General features: G+C 71.9%; 20 protein-coding genes. 12 read left to right on the forward strand and 8 right to left on the reverse strand.

Annotated features, from left to right (window positions below; genetic code table 11):
* Both ACFQ11_RS33175 and ACFQ11_RS33180 read right to left on the reverse strand, forming a co-directional pair.
* Nucleotides 1–535: adenosylcobinamide-GDP ribazoletransferase (locus tag ACFQ11_RS33175; RefSeq protein WP_378306008.1), on the reverse strand; the 535-nt coding region annotated here is incomplete at its 3' end.
* A 13-nt stretch (nucleotides 536–548) separates the two neighbouring features.
* Nucleotides 549–1,640 (reverse strand): bifunctional adenosylcobinamide kinase/adenosylcobinamide-phosphate guanylyltransferase, encoded by a 1,092-nt coding sequence (locus ACFQ11_RS33180; RefSeq protein ID WP_378306010.1) that lies wholly within the window; start codon nucleotides 1,638–1,640, stop codon nucleotides 549–551.
* Nucleotides 1,641–1,768: 128 nt separating this feature from the next.
* Between ACFQ11_RS33180 and ACFQ11_RS33185 the strand changes: the two genes are divergently transcribed.
* Both ACFQ11_RS33185 and ACFQ11_RS33190 read left to right on the forward strand, forming a co-directional pair.
* Nucleotides 1,769–2,659, forward strand: a complete 891-nt coding sequence (locus ACFQ11_RS33185; protein ID WP_378306012.1) for a DsbA family protein — start codon at nucleotides 1,769–1,771, stop codon at nucleotides 2,657–2,659.
* A 101-nt stretch (nucleotides 2,660–2,760) separates the two neighbouring features.
* Nucleotides 2,761–2,958: a hypothetical protein gene (locus ACFQ11_RS33190; RefSeq protein WP_378306014.1), complete on the forward strand. Its 198-nt coding sequence runs from the start codon at nucleotides 2,761–2,763 to the stop codon at nucleotides 2,956–2,958.
* A 113-nt stretch (nucleotides 2,959–3,071) separates the two neighbouring features.
* Here the strand turns inward: ACFQ11_RS33190 and ACFQ11_RS33195 are convergent, their stop codons facing one another.
* Together ACFQ11_RS33195 and ACFQ11_RS33200 are read right to left on the reverse strand one after the other, a co-directional pair.
* Nucleotides 3,072–4,073: an aldo/keto reductase family protein gene (locus tag ACFQ11_RS33195; RefSeq protein ID WP_378306017.1), complete on the reverse strand. Its 1,002-nt coding sequence runs from the start codon at nucleotides 4,071–4,073 to the stop codon at nucleotides 3,072–3,074.
* A 66-nt stretch (nucleotides 4,074–4,139) separates the two neighbouring features.
* A complete protein-coding gene (locus tag ACFQ11_RS33200) occupies nucleotides 4,140–4,715 on the reverse strand; it encodes a DUF3043 domain-containing protein (RefSeq protein WP_378306019.1) in 576 nt (191 codons plus the stop codon).
* Nucleotides 4,716–4,846: 131 nt separating this feature from the next.
* Between ACFQ11_RS33200 and ACFQ11_RS33205 the strand changes: the two genes are divergently transcribed.
* The 4 genes from ACFQ11_RS33205 to pspAB all read left to right on the forward strand — a co-directional run bounded on the left by ACFQ11_RS33205 (nucleotide 4,847) and on the right by pspAB (nucleotide 7,535).
* Entirely contained in the window at nucleotides 4,847–5,650 is an 804-nt protein-coding gene (locus tag ACFQ11_RS33205; protein WP_378306021.1) for a PspA/IM30 family protein, read from the forward strand.
* A complete protein-coding gene (gene pspAA / locus ACFQ11_RS33210) occupies nucleotides 5,647–5,925 on the forward strand; it encodes a PspA-associated protein PspAA (RefSeq protein ID WP_378306023.1) in 279 nt (92 codons plus the stop codon). Before ACFQ11_RS33205 ends, pspAA begins: the two co-directional genes overlap by 4 nt.
* 121 nt (nucleotides 5,926–6,046) lie before the next feature.
* Complete coding sequence (gene htpX, locus ACFQ11_RS33215; protein WP_378306025.1) at nucleotides 6,047–6,964, forward strand: zinc metalloprotease HtpX; 918 nt, start codon at nucleotides 6,047–6,049, stop codon at nucleotides 6,962–6,964.
* Between the two features lies 1 nt (nucleotide 6,965).
* Nucleotides 6,966–7,535: a PspA-associated protein PspAB gene (gene pspAB / locus ACFQ11_RS33220; protein ID WP_378306027.1), complete on the forward strand. Its 570-nt coding sequence runs from the start codon at nucleotides 6,966–6,968 to the stop codon at nucleotides 7,533–7,535.
* A gap of 63 nt (nucleotides 7,536–7,598) precedes the next feature.
* On the opposite strand, the gene nadA is transcribed toward pspAB, so the two are convergent.
* The gene (gene nadA, locus ACFQ11_RS33225; protein ID WP_378306029.1) at nucleotides 7,599–8,753 is read right to left on the reverse strand and encodes a quinolinate synthase NadA; all 1,155 of its coding nucleotides are present in this window, start codon (nucleotides 8,751–8,753) and stop codon (nucleotides 7,599–7,601) included.
* A 235-nt stretch (nucleotides 8,754–8,988) separates the two neighbouring features.
* Between nadA and ACFQ11_RS33230 the strand changes: the two genes are divergently transcribed.
* Both ACFQ11_RS33230 and ACFQ11_RS33235 read left to right on the forward strand, forming a co-directional pair.
* A complete protein-coding gene (locus tag ACFQ11_RS33230; protein WP_378306032.1) occupies nucleotides 8,989–9,351 on the forward strand; it encodes a HesB/IscA family protein in 363 nt (120 codons plus the stop codon).
* 182 nt (nucleotides 9,352–9,533) lie between these two features.
* Nucleotides 9,534–10,520 (forward strand): carbohydrate kinase family protein, encoded by a 987-nt coding sequence (locus tag ACFQ11_RS33235; RefSeq protein ID WP_378306034.1) that lies wholly within the window; start codon nucleotides 9,534–9,536, stop codon nucleotides 10,518–10,520.
* Between the two features lie 98 nt (nucleotides 10,521–10,618).
* On the opposite strand, the gene ACFQ11_RS33240 is transcribed toward ACFQ11_RS33235, so the two are convergent.
* Nucleotides 10,619–10,927, reverse strand: a complete 309-nt coding sequence (locus ACFQ11_RS33240; protein WP_378306036.1) for a sulfurtransferase TusA family protein — start codon at nucleotides 10,925–10,927, stop codon at nucleotides 10,619–10,621.
* A gap of 79 nt (nucleotides 10,928–11,006) precedes the next feature.
* Nucleotides 11,007–12,155: a cysteine desulfurase family protein gene (locus ACFQ11_RS33245; RefSeq protein WP_378306038.1), complete on the reverse strand. Its 1,149-nt coding sequence runs from the start codon at nucleotides 12,153–12,155 to the stop codon at nucleotides 11,007–11,009.
* A 164-nt stretch (nucleotides 12,156–12,319) separates the two neighbouring features.
* On the opposite strand from ACFQ11_RS33245, the gene ctaC reads away from it, so the two are divergent.
* The 4 genes from ctaC to ACFQ11_RS33265 all read left to right on the forward strand — a co-directional run bounded on the left by ctaC (nucleotide 12,320) and on the right by ACFQ11_RS33265 (nucleotide 16,614).
* Nucleotides 12,320–13,120, forward strand: a complete 801-nt coding sequence (gene ctaC / locus ACFQ11_RS33250) for an aa3-type cytochrome oxidase subunit II (protein ID WP_449193640.1) — start codon at nucleotides 12,320–12,322, stop codon at nucleotides 13,118–13,120.
* Complete coding sequence (ctaD, locus tag ACFQ11_RS33255) at nucleotides 13,117–14,805, forward strand: aa3-type cytochrome oxidase subunit I (RefSeq protein WP_449193641.1); 1,689 nt, start codon at nucleotides 13,117–13,119, stop codon at nucleotides 14,803–14,805. Before ctaC ends, ctaD begins: the two co-directional genes overlap by 4 nt.
* A gap of 3 nt (nucleotides 14,806–14,808) precedes the next feature.
* The gene (locus ACFQ11_RS33260) at nucleotides 14,809–15,219 is read left to right on the forward strand and encodes a cytochrome c oxidase subunit 4 (protein WP_378306042.1); all 411 of its coding nucleotides are present in this window, start codon (nucleotides 14,809–14,811) and stop codon (nucleotides 15,217–15,219) included.
* A 180-nt stretch (nucleotides 15,220–15,399) separates the two neighbouring features.
* Nucleotides 15,400–16,614, forward strand: a complete 1,215-nt coding sequence (locus tag ACFQ11_RS33265; protein WP_378306045.1) for a L,D-transpeptidase — start codon at nucleotides 15,400–15,402, stop codon at nucleotides 16,612–16,614.
* A 6-nt stretch (nucleotides 16,615–16,620) separates the two neighbouring features.
* Here ACFQ11_RS33265 and ACFQ11_RS33270 read toward each other — a convergent pair.
* On the reverse strand, nucleotides 16,621–17,015 hold a 395-nt coding region (locus ACFQ11_RS33270; RefSeq protein ID WP_378306047.1), incomplete at its 5' end, for a M48 family metalloprotease.

Here is a 17,015-nt window from a genome sequence, read left to right on the forward strand (position 1 = left end):
GGAGGGCCGCGCGCGCGGAGACCGTGCCCGCGACGAGCGTGCCCAGCCCGCCCGGGCGGGCGGACGGCACGGACGGGCGGCACGCCCACGGCAGCCCGAGCCGCCCGGCGACCCGCGCGACGAGCGCCGCGACCGCCGGATGCGGGGCCGACGCCAGCGCCGCGACCTGGACCAGCAGGGTCAGCAGCAGGGTGACGACGCCGAACGGGCCGATGTCGGACCGCTTCATGACCTCCAGCGCGCCGGCGGCGGGCCGTCCGCTGCCGAGGCCGTCGGCGAGGTCGGCGAGGCCGTCCAGGTGCAGCGCCCGGGTGACCGCCGCGGTCGCCGCGACCGCCAGCGCCGCGCTCAGCGCCGCGGACAGGCCGAGCGCGCCGCCCGCGAGCAGGACGAGCGCCGCCGCGCCGCCGGTCACGAGCCCGGCGCAGGGGGCGAGCAGCATCGCGGTGCGCGCGGTCGCGCGGTCGAACCGTCCCTCGCCGGGGAACGGCACGACGGTGAGCAGCGTGACCGCGAGCCGCAGCCCCGCGATCACGGCGGCCCCGCGATCACGGCAGCTCCGTGACGCGGCCCGCGACCACGAGCGCGGTCTCCTCGGACTCGGCGGCGAGCCGCTGGTTGAGCAGCCCGAGCGCGTCCCGGAACGCGCGCCCGGACGGGGTCGCCGGCACGACCGACAGCCCCACCTCGTCGCTCACGGCCACCACGTGCGCCGCCGTGCCCCGCCATGCGGCGACCAGGGCGTCGACGCGGGGCAGGACCCGCCGGACGGCCGCCGCGGGATCGTCCCACGCGCCGGTCTCGTCCATCGCCGCCGCGAGCCACGTCCCGAGGCCGTCCACGAGCACGGCGCCGGCCGCCGACCCGAGCACGCCCGCGACGTCGGTGGTCTCCGCGGTGCGCCACCGGGCGGGACGCCGCCGCCGGTGCGCCGCGACGCGCGCCGCCCATTCGGCGTCGCCGTCGCGGGTGCCGCCGGTCGCGACGTACGTCACCTCCGGGCAGGCGGCCAGCCGCAGTTCCGCCTCGGCCGACTTGCCCGACCGCGCCCCGCCGAGCAGCAGCGTGCGCCACGGCCCGGCCCCCGGGCGGAGCCAGAACCGCAGGCGGCGTTCGAGTTCGGCGGGGGACCGGACGCGGTGGTCGACGTGCACGGCGGCGAGGCGCGTCGCGTCCGTCACCGCGCCGGCGCTCCGCAGGCGCCCGAGGTGCTCGGGGGCCCCGACGAGGTCGAGGAGCGCCGCGTCGTAGCGGACGCCCGGGGCGGGCTCGGGACGCGAACCCGGGCCGGCGGCCACGAGCACCCGCTCGCCGTACGGCCCGCGCACGTCGTGGCCGCCGGGCACGTCCGTCCGGGCGCACTCCGCCCAGGGCACGCCGCCGACCGTCGCGGCGAACCGCTCGTACCGCACCCCGCGCGCCCGCAGCCGGTTGCACGACGCGCAGCGGCACCCGTCCTCCGGCCAGCCGCCCGCCGCCGCGACCCCGAGCACCTCGACGCGTCCCGCGGCGGCGGGCCGGGCCCCGCCCGCGCCGGGGCCGCTCCCGCTCGCGGCGCCACTTCCGGGCGCGGCGCCGGGGCCGGTGGAGCCGGGCGGGGCGCCGTCGGCGGGGTCGGGGGCGTTGACTTCGGTGTTCATGTCGGTGGACGACTCTACGGCGGGCGGCGCGCCGTTACGCTCACGGGATGGCCTTCGCTATTACGGCGATGCTCCTGAACGACGTAATCGCGGTACAGAACAGACGAACCCGACTGAAGGAGGAGCGGGTGGGCTACCCCCCGAACCCCCCGAATCCGCCGTTCCCCCCGCCGCCTCCGCCGCCCGGCGGCATGCCGCCCGGCGGGACGCCGCCGGGGCCGGGCGCGCCGTGGCAGGGCGGACCGTGGCAGGGCGGACCGCCCGGGCCCCCTCCGCCGCCCGGCGGCGGCCGGGGACCCGGCCTGGTGATCGCCCTGGTCGGCGGCGGGCTGGTGGTCGTCCTCATCGCGGTGGCGGCCCTCGTCCTCGCGATCCGCGACGGCGACGGCGGGGGCGGCGTCGCCGGGGGAGGCGACGGGGAGATCCGGTTGCGGGTCGGCGACATCGTCGGCGGGGCGAAGGCCACCCCGGGCGGGGACGGCTCGCTCGCGATGGCGCGGCCCGGCGTCTCGGCCCCGGTCGTGGAGATCTACACCGACTTCGCCTGCCCGCACTGCGGCACCTTCGACAAGTCGAACGACCCGATGCTCAAGGAGCTGGCCGTCGCCGGCGACGCCAGGGTCGTCTTCCGCCCCATGGTGATCTTCAACGAGTCGGTGCGGCCCGCCCACGGCAACGCGCTGCGGGCGGCGTCCGCGCTGCGCTGCGTCGGGCACGGCGCGCGGTGGCTGTCCTACCAGGACGCGCTGTACGAGCACCAGCCCGCGGATCTGCAGACGGAGGGCTACGCGACGGCGGAGCTGGTCTCCATCGGCCGCGAGGCCGGCGTGTCCGACACGAAGTTCGAGGAGTGCGTCCGCGAGCAGTGGTACGCCGAGGAGGTCGAGCGGGTCAGCGACGGGTACGTCGACTCGGGTGTGGGCGGCACGCCGACCGTCCGCGTGAACGGCCGCGCCCTCGGGCAGGACGAGATCGCCACGCCCGAGGCGCTGCGCAAAGCCATCGAGGCCGCCGCCTGACGGGCTACGCTCACGTCTCACGGCGGCGGGGCGGGGCGGTGACGACCGCGGCGGGCGAGCGAGCGGCAGGCAAGCGAGCGGCACGAGGGAGAGGCAGCGCGATGGCGTGGAGCTGGCGTTTGGAGACGGCGGACGGCCGCACGGTGGGCATGTCGGAGGAGTCGTTCCCCACCCAGGCGGACGCGGAGAGCTGGCTCGGCGAGAACTGGCGGGCGCTGCTCGCCGGCGGCGCCGACAAGGTGACGCTGCTGGAGGGCGACACGGCCGTCTACGAGATGAGCCTGCACGAACCGGAGTGAGCGCGGCGCCGGAGTGAGCGCGGCGCCGGAGTCGAGCGGTGCGCCGGAACGGCGAAGGGCCGCGGCCCCCGGGTGACCGGGAGCGCCGCGGCCCTCGCGCGTGCGGCGGGAGGTCAGGGACGGGACTCGGGGCTGCGGGTCCGGGCCGGGTCGCGGATCACGACCGGGCCGAGCACGTCGTCGATCCGCTTGAGGACGTCCGCGTCCAGCTTCACCCCGGCGGCCTTCACGTTGTCGCGGACCTGCTCGGGACGGGACGCGCCCACGATCGCCGCCGACACGTTCGGGTTCTGCAGCGTCCACGCGATCGCGAGCTGCGCCATCGACAGCCCGAGGTCGTCGGCGATCGGCCGCAGCTCCTGCACCCGGGTCAGCAGATCGTCGGTCAGGTACCGCTTGATCATGTCGCTGCCGCCCTTGTCGTCGGTCGCCCGCGACCCCTCGGGCAGCGGCTGCCCCGGCCTGTACTTGCCGGTCAGCACGCCCTGCGCGATCGGCGACCACACGATCTGGCCGATGCCCTCCCGCTCGCACAGCGGGACGACCTCGTCCTCGATCACCCGCCACAGCATCGAGTACTGCGGCTGGCTCGAGACGATCCGGTCGAAGCCCATCTCGTCGGCGATCTTCAGTGCCCGCTCGATCTCCTCGGCGCGCCACTCCGAGACGCCGACGTACAGGACCTTGCCCTGCCGGACGAGGTCGTCGAACGCGCGGAGCGTCTCCTCGAGCGGCGTCTCGTGGTCGAACCGGTGCGCCTGGTAGAGGTCGACGTAGTCCGTGCCGAGCCGCCGCAGCGACCCGTTGATCGACTCCATGATGTGCTTGCGCGACAGCCCCCGGTCGTTCTGCCCGGGGCCGGTGGGCCAGTAGACCTTGGTGAAGATCTCCAGCCCCTCCCGGCGCCGCCCCTTCAGCGCCCGCCCGAGGACCTCCTCGGCGCGCGTGCCGGCGTAGACGTCGGCGGTGTCGAAGGTGGTGACGCCCTCGTCGAGCGCCGCGTGCACGCACGCGTTCGCGGCGTCCTCCTCGACCTGGGAGCCGTGGGTGAGCCAGTTGCCGTACGCGATCTCGCTGACCTTGAGACCGCTCCTGCCCAGGTGTCTGAACTCCATGCCCCAGACCCTAGCCCGCCGGGCGTTCCGGCGGATTCGGATCGCCGGCGGGCCGCGGGCGGCCGGTCAGACCTTGTCCTTCTCGCCGATCTTCACCTGGGCGGCCGGGACGCGCAGCCGGCGGATCTGCATCGCCCGCATCGCCGCGTACATCCCGACGCCCTTGTGGCTCTCGTCGGGGTAGCGCTCGGCCGCCAGCTTCTTGATGCCGCGGCTCAGCAGCAGCCCCTCGCCGAACACCGCGAGCAGCAGCAGCGGCGGCGCGAACAGCACCAGCAGGCGGGCCGCCGGGATCGGGACGAGGCTGAGCAGGACGATCGCGAACATCGCGTACATCAGGTACGAGCCGACCGTCCGGCGCGAGTCGACGTAGTTGCGGGCGAGGCGGCGGACGGGGCCCCGGTCGCGCTTGAGGAGGTACTTCTCGTCGCCCCGCTGCATCCCCTCGCGGGCCTTGACGCGCTCGGCGGCCTGCCGTTCCCGGACCTTCTTGTACGCCTCTTTGCGGTTCGACGGGGCGGTGATCGGCTGCCGCCGCCGCTTCTCGGCGTCCCTCCGCTTCGGGGTGGGACGGCCCTTTCCTCCCGGCTTTACTACCTGAGGAGGATTCGGAGGGGCTTCCTGGGTACGACGCTTGAACACGGGATCAGCCTACCGGCTGCGAACGTCGTGACTGCCTCGCACGTTACCGCGTAGGGTGATAAGAACCCCAGCAGTGGTCATTGAGCCCAGTTTGCGACTGAGCGACAGCACGAAGGGACCGGCGCCGCGCGATGAGCGTGATGAAGCGAATGTCGATGATCTTCAAGGCCAAGGCGAACAAGGCCCTGGACCGAGCCGAGGATCCTCGCGAGACGCTCGACTACTCCTACCAGCGTCAGCTGGAGATGCTGCAGAAGGTCCGTCGGGGAGTCGCCGACGTCGCCACCTCCCGCAAGCGTCTCGAGCTGCAGATCAATCAGCTCGAACAGCAGCAGGAGAAGCTGACCGACCAGGGCCGCAAGGCGCTGCAGGTCGGCCGTGAGGACCTCGCCCGCACGGCGCTGGAGCGCCGCGCCGGGATCGAGAGCCAGCTGAACGACCTGCGGGCGCAGTACCAGCAGCTCCAGGGCGAGGAGGAGAAGCTCACGCTCGCCTCCCAGCGGCTGCAGGCCAAGGTCGACTCCTTCCGCACCCGCAAGGAGACCATCAAGGCCACCTACACGGCCGCCGAGGCGCAGACGAAGATCAACGAGGCGTTCTCCGGCATCTCCGAGGAGATGGGCGACGTCGGCCTCGCGATCCAGCGCGCCGAGGAGAAGACCGAGAACATGAAGGCCCGCGCGGGCGCGATCGACGAGCTGCTGGAGTCCGGCGCCCTGGAGGACTTCTCCGGCCCGAAGGACGACATCCAGGCCGAGCTGGACCGGCTGGGCGCGGGCAGCGGCGTCGACCTGGAGCTGGAGCGCATGAAGGCCGAACTCGGCCAGGGGCCCGCTCCGAAGGAGCTGAACGAGGGGTCCCCGAACGCGCGGCAGGAGCCGCAGGTGGACACGTCCAAGCAGGCGTGGCCGCAGCAGCCCGGGGGTGCCCAGTGATCGTCCGGCTGATGGGCGAGGGGCAGCTGGACGTCGGCGCCGAGGACCTGGCGGCGCTCAACGCGCTGGACGACGAGCTCGAGGCGGCGATCGAGTCCGGCGACGAGGCGACGTTCCGGGCCGCGCTGGTCGCGCTGCTGGACAACGTCCGCAAGGTCGGCACGCCGCTGCCGGCCGACAGCCTGGCGCCGTCGGAGCTGATCCTCCCGCCCGCGGACGCGCACATCGACGAGGTGCGGTCCATGCTGGGCGACGAGGGCCTGATTCCGGACTAGGCAGGGAGAACGGGGAGCCACGGGGCCGGCCGCCCACAGCGAAACGGACATCTGGCACAAAAGTTGCCGCTCGCACGTTCTTCCTGGTGAACGGGGTTGAAAACCGGGGGGTGGTGAGCGTATGGCCGGGACACGGTACGCGCCCGACAGGGGACTGACGTCCCGCATGCTCATGACCATGTTCCTGCTGGGACTGGTCTATGTCGTCTTCGTTTCGGCGTTCTTCGTGCTGGCGCCGAAATGGGGCGCTTTCGCGCTGGCCGCCGCCGTGGTGTTCCTGCTCGCCCAGTACTTCTTCTCCGACCGGATGACGCTGTTCGCGATGCGCGGCCGGGTCGTCTCCCCGCGGGAGGCGCCGGACCTGCACGGTGTCATCGACCGGATCTGCGCCATGTCGGACGCGCCCAAGCCCAGGGTCGCGATCGCCGACAGCGACGTGCCGAACGCCTTCGCCACGGGCCGCAACCAGAAGAAGGCCGTCGTCTGCGTCACCACCGGGCTGCTGCGCCGGCTCGACCCGGTGGAGCTGGAGGGCGTCCTCGCGCACGAGATGGCGCACGTCGCGCACAAGGACGTCGCGGTCATGACGATCGCGTCGTTCCTCGGCGTCTGCGCGGGCCTCATCACCAGGTTCGGGCTCCAGTTCGGCCTGTGGGGCGGCTTCGGGCGGCGGGGCAACGACCAGAACACCGGCCTGGTCCTGCTCGCCGTGGTCGGCGCGAGCGCGCTCGCCTACGCCGTCAGCTTCCTGCTCACCCGCGCGCTGTCGCGGTACCGGGAGCTGTCGGCCGACCGGGCCGCCGCGCTGCTGACCGGGCGCCCGTCGGCGCTCGCGTCCGCGCTCACCAAGGTCAGCGGCGACATCGCCCGGATCCCGACGAACGACCTGCGGTCCGCGCAGCCGTTCAACGCGTTCTTCTTCACCCCGGCGCTCGGGCGCGGGGCCAGCGTCGCCGCGCTGTTCTCGACGCACCCGCCGCTGGACAAGCGGCTCGCCCAGCTCGGCAAGATCTCCGACCAGCTCAGCAGGGGGGCCTGACGTGGGATTCCTGGACACGCTGCTCGGCCGCTCCAAACCGGCCCGTCCCGATCTCGACCGGATGTTCGCGCTGTCCACCGCCGCCGTCACGCTGGAGGCGGCGACGGGGTTCGTCCCGACCGGCCTCGGCTCGGTGTGCTTCCGCGCGGCGGAGGGCGCCGCGTTCGCCCGCCTGCAGCAGGACGTCCGGCAGCTGCTGGACGCCGACGAGGGCCCGCCGGTCGAGCTCAGCACCGACGCGTACGGGTACACGTGGCTGCTCGCCGAGCACCGGCCGGACGAACTGCCCGACCTCGTCACCGACCTGCACGCGGTGAACGCGTCCCTGGAGTCCGGCGGGTTCGGGCCGCACCTGCTGTGCTCCCTGGCGGGTTTCCGCGGACCGGACGGGCGGCGGCTCGCCCTCGTCTACCTCTACAAGCGCGGCACCTTCTACCCGTTCGCCCCGCTTCCGGGCGACAAACGAGACAACGCCCTCGAACTCCAGGTCCGGAGCGCGGTCGGGGCCGATCTCCCGTTCGAGGAGGACCTGGGGCGCTGGTTCCCGGTGTGGGGCGCGCCCGGCCTGTGAGCCCGGCCCGTGAGCCCGGCCAGTGAGCCCGGCGGGGCGGTACGGGACCGCCCCGCCTTCCGGCTACGGCAGCGCGAGCATCTGGTCGAGGGCGACGCGGGCGTAGTGCGCCGTCTCCTCGTCGACCTCGATGACGTTCTCGACCTCGTCGCGCGCGAGCGACTCCAGCGATCGCACGAGGTGCGGCAGGTCGATGCGGTTCATCGTCGAGCAGTAGCAGACCGTCTTGTCCAGGAACATGACGTTCTTGTCCGGGTGCGCGTTCGCCAGCCGCCGGACGAGGTTCAGCTCGGTGCCCACCGCCCACGACGTCCCGGGCGCGGCCGCGTCGAGCGTCTTGATGATGTACTCGGTCGAGCCGATCAGATCGGCGGACGTCACCACCTCGTGGCGGCACTCGGGGTGCACCAGAACGTTCACGCCGGGGACGCGCGCGCGCACGTCGTCCACGGACTCCTTGGTGAACCGGCCGTGCACCGAGCAGTGACCGCGCCAGAGGATCATCTTGGCGTCCCGCAACTGCCGGTGCGTGAGGCCGCCTTCCCTGCGGTGCGGGCTGTAGACGACGCAGTCGTCCAGCGAGAAGCCCATCTCCAGGACGGCGGTGTTGCGGCCGAGGTGCTGGTCCGGCAGGAACAGCACCTTCTTGCCCTTCGCGTACGCCCAGTCGAGCGCGCGCTTCGCGTTGGACGACGTGCACACCACGCCGCCGTGCCGTCCGACGAACGCCTTGATGTCGGCCGAGGAGTTCATGTACGTCACGGGGACCACGTCGTCGGCGACGCCCGCGTCCTCCAGGACGTCCCAGCAGTCCTCGACCTGGTCGAAGGTGGCCATGTCGGCCATCGAGCAGCCGGCGGCGAGGTCGGGCAGCACGACCCGCTGGTGGGCGGCGGTCAGGATGTCCGCGGACTCGGCCATGAAGTGGACGCCGCAGAACACCACGTACGGGGCCTGCGGGCGCGCCGCGGCCTCGCGGGCGAGCTTGAACGAGTCGCCGGTGACGTCGGCGAACCGGATGACCTCGTCGCGCTGGTAGTGGTGGCCGAGCACGAACACGCGGTCGCCGAGCGCGGCCTTCGCCGCGGCGGCCCGCTCGACGAGGGCCGGGTCGGAGGCCGGCGGCAGCTCGCCGGGACAGTCCACGCCGCGCTCGCTGGCCGGGTCGGCGCCGCTGCCGAGCAGCAGCAGGGGCAGGTCGCGCACCGGTGTGCTCACGGGGATCTCCCTCCAGGCGACCGTACTTATCGTCGCTTTGACGACTAATGATGGCACATCCGGCGGGGTGCGCCGATGTGACGTAGAACGCACCCCGGCGGGACGTTCAAGACCGCCCGCAAGCGGAATGGGCTTGTGGCGAGGTACGTTGTCCTACGGGAAGGGGCGTACGCGTCCTCACAGGACAAGCGGAAATCGCCGCAACGCGGCGCAGCGAGACCCGGGAGCTGAACACATGACGGTTTCAGGCGAGACCACGCAGGAGACCACGCAGCAGGGCGTCGTCCTCACCGACGCCGCCGCGGAGAAGGCCAAGGGCCTGCTCGAGCAGGAGGGCCGTGACGACCTTGCGCTGCGTGTCGCCGTGCAGCCGGGCGGCTGCTCCGGCCTGATCTACCAGCTCTTCTTCGACGAGCGCGAGATGGACGGGGACCAGATCCAGGACTTCGACGGCCTGTCGGTGCGCGTCGACCGGATGAGCGCGCCGTACCTCACGGGCGCCACCATCGACTTCGTCGACACCATCGAGAAGCAGGGCTTCACGATCGACAACCCGAACGCCTCGGGTTCCTGCGCCTGCGGCGACTCCTTCAACTGAGCCGGTGGGCCGGCCCGGCCGGCGCACGGCCCGGGGGACGGCCGGACGATCGACGCGATCTGTCCGCGCCGTCCCTTTTCGCTTGCCCGCAGCGGTGACCGGCCGCCGCGGCAAGTAGGCTTTCCGGGTCTGAAACAGCCGGTGAATCAGCCGGACGACGACCTCGACGAGGAGAGCGACGCGTGCGCATCGCCGTGACCGGTTCCATTGCGACCGACCATCTGATGACCTTCCCGGGAAGGTTCACCGACCAGCTCCTTCCCGACCAGCTCGATCGGGTGTCGCTGTCGTTCCTGGTGGACGATCTGGAGATCCGCCGCGGCGGCGTCGCCGCCAACATCTGCTTCGGGATGGGGAGCCTCGGCAAGGAGTCGATCCTGGTCGGCTCGGTCGGCGACGACTTCGCCGACTACCGCTCCTGGCTCGACCGGCACGGCGTCGACACCGCCTCGGTGCACGTGTCCGAGCTCCACCACACCGCCCGGTTCCTGTGCAACACCGACCAGGACCAGAACCAGATCGCCACGTTCTACGCGGGCGCGATGAGCGAGGCCCGCACCATCGAGCTGCAGCCGGTCGCCGACCGCGTCGGCGGCCTCGACCTGGTGCTGATCAGCCCGAACGACCCCGAGGCGATGCTGCGGCACACCGACGAGTGCCGCACCCGCGGCATCCCGTTCGCCGCGGACCCGTCCCAGCAGCTCGCCCGGATGGACGGCCCGGACGTGCGCCGCCTCATCGACGGCGCCGCGTACCTGTTCACCAACGAGTACGAGAAGGCGCTCTGCGAGGAGAAGAGCGGCTGGTCCGGCGAGGAGATCCTCTCCCGCGTCGGCGTCCGCGTCACCACGCTCGGGGCGAAGGGCGTCGTCATCGACCGGCAGGGCCAGGAGGGCGTCCACGTGCCGTGCGTCCCCGTCGCCTCCATCGTCGACCCGACCGGGGTGGGCGACGCGTTCCGCGCCGGTTTCCTGTCGGCCCTCGCCTGGAAGCTGCCGCTGGAGCGCGCCGCGCAGGTCGGCAACGCCATCGCCGCGCACGCCCTCGAGTCCGCCGGCCCGCAGGAGTACACGCTGTCCCGGCAGGCGTTCCTGGACCGCTTCGCCGCCGCCTACGGCCAGGACGCGTCCGCCGAGGTGGCCCCGCACGTCGACTGCCCGAACCCGTAGGCCCCACCCACAGGCCCCGCACGTACGGCCGGCCGCGTCCCCGAGGGGCGCGGCCGTCCCGCGTCCGGGGTCAGGCGTCCGGGGTCAGGCGTCCGGGGTCAGTACGTGCGGCGGATGTGGAAGCCCCAGCCGCCCTGCTCGAGGGTCTCCTCGCGGACGAAGTCCTGCGACTTCATCCGGCACCAGGCGGGGACGTCCGTGCGGGCCGCCGGATCGTCGGCGAGGACGGCGACGACCTGCCCGACCGGCACCTCGCGGATCCGCTCGGCCAGCATGATGATCGGGATCGGGCACTTGCGGCCCAGCGCGTCGATGACCAGCACGGGCACCGGACCGGACGGCTCGGGGGCGGCGGGGACGGGCGCGGCCGCCGGCGGGCGGTTCTTGGCGCGGCCTCGGAACCTCATGGGCGGGACCGCCTCCCTGTCTCGGAGATCGTGGTCTCGGGGATCGTGGGGGTGCCGTGGGAAGGAGTCGCGTGGCGGGTCACCGCGAGGTCACCCCCAGGTCGCCGCGGAGCCGGGCGACGGTGCCGGGGAGCACCGACAGGAAGCGCTCGACGTCCCCCGCCTCGACGTCACGGGGCAGTGACACCCGCACGTTCCCATGGGTCAGCACTCCCATCGCCTCCAGTACATGACTGGGACGCAGCGTATCCGCCGTGCACGAACTCCCCGACGAAACCGCGAAACCCAGCCGGTCCAGTTCGGTGAGCAGCGCCTCGCCCTCCACGTACAGGCAGGAGAACGTGACCAGGTGCGGCAGCCGCCGGACCGGGTCGCCGACCACCTCGACGTCGGGGACGGTCCGCGGCACCTCGGCCCGGATCCGCTCCACGAGCGCCGACAGCCGCGCCGCGTCCGCCGCCATGTCCACCCGCCGCGCCTCCAGCGCCGCCGCGGCGGCGACCGCGCCGGGCACGTTCTCGAACCCGGGGACGCGGCGCGCCTCGCGCTCGTCGTCGGGCAGCGGGGAGCGCCACCGCGTCCCCTTGCGGATCACGAGCACCCCCACCCCGGCGGGCCCGCCCCACTTGTGCGCGCTGCCGGCCAGCAGCGACCAGCCCGCCGGGACGTCCGCGCGCCCGAGCGACTGCGCCGCGTCGGTGAACAGCGGGACGCGCGCCGCCCGGCAGTGCCCGGCGACCTCGGCGACCGGCTGGAGCGTGCCGACCTCGTGGTTGGCGGACTGGAGGCACGCCAGCGCGGTGTCCGGGCGCAGCGCCGCCGCGAACTCGGCGGGATCGACGCGCCCGGCCCGGTCGACGCCGACGAGCGTGACCTCGCCGCCGTCGCGCTCGTGCAGCTCGGCGGCGTGCAGGACGCTGGAGTGCTCGACGGCGCTCGCCACCAGATGGGAGCCGACCCGCCGCCGCGCGCGCAGGGACCCGAGGACGCCCAGGTGGACGGCCTGCGTCCCGGAGGACGTGAACGACACCTCGTCGGGCCGGACGCCGAGCACGCCGGCGACACGCGCACGGGCGCGGTCGAGCAGGATGCGGGTGCCGCGCGCCGTACCGTAGAGGCGCGCGGGATCGGCCCAGGCCGAGTCGAGCGCGTCCAGCAGCGCGGCACGCGCCGCGGGGTGCGGCGGTTCGGTGGAGGCGGCATCGAGATAGCCGCTGCTTCCGGCCATGGCGGAACACTAACCGGGCACCCGATCGGGGGTGCGCGCGACCCTCGCGCTAGGGTGTCCAACGCACGTGTAACAGCAGATCTACACCGCCCGGCCGACCGGGCTTTCATCCGTGGGGAAGGCATTCCGTGAGTCCGACCCGCTCTAGGGAGCGGCGTACGCCTGTGCGCAGTCGCCGCGCAATCACAAGCGCCGGCGCGCTAGGGCTGCTGGCGCTGACCGCCACCGCGTGCAGCGGTGAGGCGGCCCGCCTCGGCATGCCCGAGCCGATCAGCATCCAGGGCGAACGCATGCTGAGGCTCTGGCAGGGCTCCTGGATCGCGGCGTTCGCCGTCGGGGCCGTGGTCTGGGGCCTGATCATCTGGGCTGTGGTGTTCCACCGCAAGCGTTCCGACGACCTGCCGCCGCAGGTCCGCTACAACATGCCGATCGAGATCCTCTACACGGCGGTCCCGTTCGTCATCATCGCGGTCCTGTTCTACTTCACGGCGCGCGATCAGAACTTCGTCGAGAAGACGACGGACGATCCGGACGTCGTCGTCGACGTCACGGCGTTCCAGTGGAGCTGGCAGTTCGACTATGTCGAGAACGGCCAGACCGTCGCCTCCGTGGTCGGCCAGCCGGTCGCCCCGAACGGCCCGGCGCCCGCCAAGCCCGTCATGACGGTCCCGGCGAACGAGAAGATCCGCGTCCGGCTGCACGCCAACGACGTCATCCACTCGTTCTGGGTCCCGGCAATGATCTACAAGAAGGACGTCATGCCGGGCTACACCAACGAGTTCGAGTTCACCGCGAACAAGCTCGGCACCTATGAGGGCCGCTGCGCCGAACTCTGCGGTGTCGACCACAGCCGGATGCTGTTCCAGCTCAAGGTCGTCACGCCGGAGCAGTACGACAAGTTCATCGCCGACGCCAAGGCCCAGAAGCAGGCCGCGTCGACCCAAGCCGCGGGGGGTGCCAATTGACGACGATCAGCAAGGCACCGAGCGCGCCGGTCTCCGCGTCGCGGACCACCAAGGGGCGGATCATCGCCTCGTGGATGTCGTCCACCGACCATAAGACGATCGGCTACCTCTACCTGATCACGTCGTTCTTCATGTTCCTGATCGGCGGCGTGCTCGCCCTGGTCATGCGCGCCGAGCTGTACCAGCCGGGGCTCCAGGTCGTCAGCAACGAGCAGTTCAACCAGCTGTTCACCATGCACGGCACGATCATGCTGCTGATGTTCGCGACGCCGCTGTTCGCCGGCTTCGCCAACGTCGTGATGCCGCTGCAGATCGGCGCGCCGGACGTCGCGTTCCCGCGCATGAACATGCTGGCGTACTGGCTGTTCCTGTTCGGCAGCCTGATCGTCCTCGCGGGGTTCCTGACCCCGAACGGCGCCGCGAGCTTCGGCTGGTTCGCCTACGCCCCGCTGTCGAACGCGGTCCGCTCGCCGGGCATCGGCGGTGACATGTGGGTGCTGGGCCTCGCGATGTCGGGTTTCGGCACCATCATGGGCGCCGTCAACTTCATCACCACGATCCTGTGCATGCGGGCGCCGGGCATGACGATGTTCCGGATGCCGATCTTCACCTGGAACGTCCTGCTGACCTCCATCCTGGTCCTGCTCGCGTTCCCGGTGCTGGCCGCCGCGCTGCTCGCCCTGGAGGCCGACCGGAAGTTCGGCGCGCACGTCTTCGACGCGTCGCACGGCGGTGCGCTGCTGTGGCAGCACCTCTTCTGGTTCTTCGGGCATCCAGAGGTGTACATCATCGCCTTGCCCTTCTTCGGAATCGTGACGGAGATCCTCCCGGTGTTCAGCCGCAAGCCGGTCTTCGGCTATGTCGGCCTGGTGTTCGCCACCATCAGCATCGCGGGCCTGTCCGTCACGGTCTGGGCGCACCACATGTACGTGACCGGCCAGGTGCTCCTGCCGTTCTTCTCCTTCATGACGTTCCTCATCGCCGTACCGACGGGCGTGAAGTTCTTCAACTGGATCGGGACGATATGGAGAGGCCAGCTGACGTTCGAGTCACCGATGCTCTGGTCTCTCGGCTTCCTCGTCACGTTCCTGTTCGGCGGCCTGACCGGCGTCATCCTCGCGTCTCCGCCGATGGACTTCCAGCTGTCCGACTCCTACTTCGTGGTGGCGCACTTCCACTACGTCGTGTTCGGCACCGTGGTGTTCGCGATGTTCGCGGGCTTCTACTTCTGGTGGCCGAAGTGGACCGGCAAGATGCTGAACGACCGTCTCGGCAAGGTGCACTTCTGGCTGCTGTTCATCGGCTTCCACGGCACCTTCCTGGTCCAGCACTGGCTGGGCGCCGCGGGCATGCCGCGCCGGTACGCCGACTACGCGGCCGAGTTCGAGGGCCTGAACGTGGTCTCGACGATCTTCTCGTTCGTCCTCGGCGCCTCGATGATCCCGTTCTTCTACAACATCTACATCACGTGGAAGAAGGGCAAGCGCGTCGAGGTGGACGACCCGTGGGGCTACGGGGCGTCCCTGGAGTGGGCGACGTCGTGCCCGCCGCCGCGGCACAACTTCAACTCGATCCCGAAGATCCGCTCCGAGCGGCCGGCGTTCGACCTGCACCACCCGCACGTGGGCGCGAAGGGCGAACTGGCGGGCGCGTCCGGCGGCTCGGCCGTGTCGAAGGGAGACTGACCGATGCGCGTTCAGGCGTTCATGTTCTACGGCTGCGCCGTCTTCTTCCTCATCACGGACATCGTGTACTGGTACTGGTCGAAGGACTGGACGGGGACGACCGCGCTCGCGCTGTCGATCGGCCTCGCCGGCCTGATCGGCTTCTATATCCACTTCACGGTGCGGCGCCTCGAGCGGGCCAACGCGGGCCCGCTCTACGAGGACGACCCGGAGGGCGAGATCGCGGACGCCGCCGGCGAGCTGGGCTTCTTCAGCCCGCACAGCTGGTGGCCCCTGTACGTCGGCCTGTCGGCCGCCGCGATCACGCTGGGCCTGGTGTTCGGCTGGTGGCTCGTGATCATCGGGAGCGTCGCCATCCTGATGTCGGTGATCGGCATGGTCTTCGAGTACTACCGGGGTCATTTCGCCCACTGATCGGTAAAAACCGCCCATGAAGGGCCGGTATCCGGAATTTCCCGGGTACCGGCCCTTTCACATACTGGGCGTCGCTCCAGCGACCGGGCCGGAGCGGACGAAATGGGCGCCCAGGGGACGACCGGGGGGTCCACAGTGCGGTTTCGTTGCTCAGGACCGAGGGACCGGGGACGGCGGGCCGTGGCGCTGCTCGTCGGCGTCGGCGCGGCGGCGGCCGCGGGATGCACGGCCCAGGACGGGACGACGGCGCGCTCCGTCGAGCTCACGGTGTCGCCGCGCCAGGGCGGGACGGTGGCGCCGGACGTCCCGATCGCCGTCCGGGCGGAGCGCGGCACGATCGCGGCCGTGACGGTGTCGAGCGGCGGGACGGCCGTCGAGGGCGGCCTGACCGAGGACGGGACGGCGTGGCGGTCCCGCTGGGCGCTCACGCCCGGGCAGAAGTACACGGTCAGCGCCACGGCGCTGGGCGAGGACGGGCGGAGCCGGACGGTCCGCAGCGCGTTCACCACCGCCGAGGCGGAGAAGACGAACCCGATGACGCTCGAGGCGCCGGCCGACGGGGAGACCGTCGGCGTCGGCATCCCGATCGTCATGAACTTCGAGGAGCCGGTCGAGGACAAGGCCGAGGTCGAGCGGGCGCTGGCGGTGCGCGCGAACAAGCCCGCCGAGGGCGCCTGGCACTGGGTCGACGACCAGCAGGTCGTCTTCCGCACGAAGGAGTACTGGCCCGCGCACACCAAGGTGACGTTCCAGGCGCACCTGGCCGGCGTCAGCACGAGCAAGGGCGTGTACGGCGGCAAGAACCAGAGCATCGCCTTCACCGTCGGGGACTCCCAGATCAGCACCGCCGACGAGGACTCCCACAAGATGGTCGTGAAGGTCAACGGCAAGAAGGTGCGCACGGTTCCGACCAGCATGGGCGACGGGACGGAGCGCCGGTTCACCACCACCAACGGCGTCCACCTCGCGATGCAGAAGGACGACCCCGTCACGATGACGTCCTCGTGGATGGGGATCGCCCCGGGCAGCGCGGGCGGGTACAGCCTCGTCGTGGACGACGCCGTGCGGATCTCCGACAGCGGCGAGTACGTCCACAGCGCGCCCTGGTCCGTCGGCAGCCAGGGGAACGCGAACGTCAGCCACGGCTGCATCAACGTGAGCCCGTCCAACGCCGAGTGGTTCTACGAGATGACGATGCGCGGCGACCCGATCATCGTGACGGGCACCGACCGGGAGCTGGAGCCCTACAACGGGTGGAGCTACTGGCAGATGGACTGGAAGAAGTGGGTGCAGGGCAGCGCGCTGAAGCGGTCCGTGAAGGTCGGCCCGAACGCCGACCCGGCGACCCTGTCGGCGCAGGCCGACGAGCCCGCCGGGCAGCCCGCCGGAAGCTGACCCGGGTCAGCCGCCGGAGCGCCGCGGCGGGACCCGGACGCCGTGCAGGCGCGCCCAGTCGCGCGCCGTCGCGATCCGCTCGGGTCCCGCCGGATGCGTCATCCACAGGAACCGCTCGACGGGGTTCGGGCTCAGGTCGGAGATGTTGCGCACGGACAGCTCGTGCTGCATCGACACGAACGTCCCCGGGTCCCGGGTGAGGTCGAGGGCGTGGACGTCCGCCCGCGCCTCGATGCGGCGGCTGACGAGGTTCTGCACGGGGGCGGCGAGCTGCGTCGCGACCGCCACCAGCGCGATGACGAGCGCGACCGACCGCGGATCCGCGGCGGCGGCCGCCGGGGCGCCCGGATCGCCCTCGGCGCCGCCGGCGTTCCCGTCGCCGCCGCCCGCACCGCCGCCCA

This window comes from Actinomadura sediminis (assembly GCF_042675525.1).
Lineage (GTDB): Bacteria > Actinomycetota > Actinomycetes > Streptosporangiales > Streptosporangiaceae > Spirillospora > Spirillospora sediminis.

Excerpts from the sequence above, each read along its gene's own strand:
- ACFQ11_RS33180 (WP_378306010.1), bottom strand. The coding sequence starts at position 1,640 with ATGAACACCGAAGTCAACGCCCCCGACCCCGCCGACGGCGCCCCGCCC.
- ACFQ11_RS33190 (WP_378306014.1), top strand. The coding sequence starts at position 2,761 with ATGGCGTGGAGCTGGCGTTTGGAGACGGCGGACGGCCGCACGGTGGGC.
- ACFQ11_RS33195 (WP_378306017.1), bottom strand. The coding sequence starts at position 4,073 with ATGGAGTTCAGACACCTGGGCAGGAGCGGTCTCAAGGTCAGCGAGATC.
- ACFQ11_RS33205 (WP_378306021.1), top strand. The coding sequence starts at position 4,847 with ATGAGCGTGATGAAGCGAATGTCGATGATCTTCAAGGCCAAGGCGAAC.
- htpX (WP_378306025.1), top strand. The coding sequence starts at position 6,047 with ATGGCCGGGACACGGTACGCGCCCGACAGGGGACTGACGTCCCGCATG.
- ACFQ11_RS33230 (WP_378306032.1), top strand. The coding sequence starts at position 8,989 with ATGACGGTTTCAGGCGAGACCACGCAGGAGACCACGCAGCAGGGCGTC.
- ACFQ11_RS33240 (WP_378306036.1), bottom strand. The coding sequence starts at position 10,927 with ATGAGGTTCCGAGGCCGCGCCAAGAACCGCCCGCCGGCGGCCGCGCCC.
- ACFQ11_RS33245 (WP_378306038.1), bottom strand. The coding sequence starts at position 12,155 with ATGGCCGGAAGCAGCGGCTATCTCGATGCCGCCTCCACCGAACCGCCG.
- ACFQ11_RS33260 (WP_378306042.1), top strand. The coding sequence starts at position 14,809 with ATGCGCGTTCAGGCGTTCATGTTCTACGGCTGCGCCGTCTTCTTCCTC.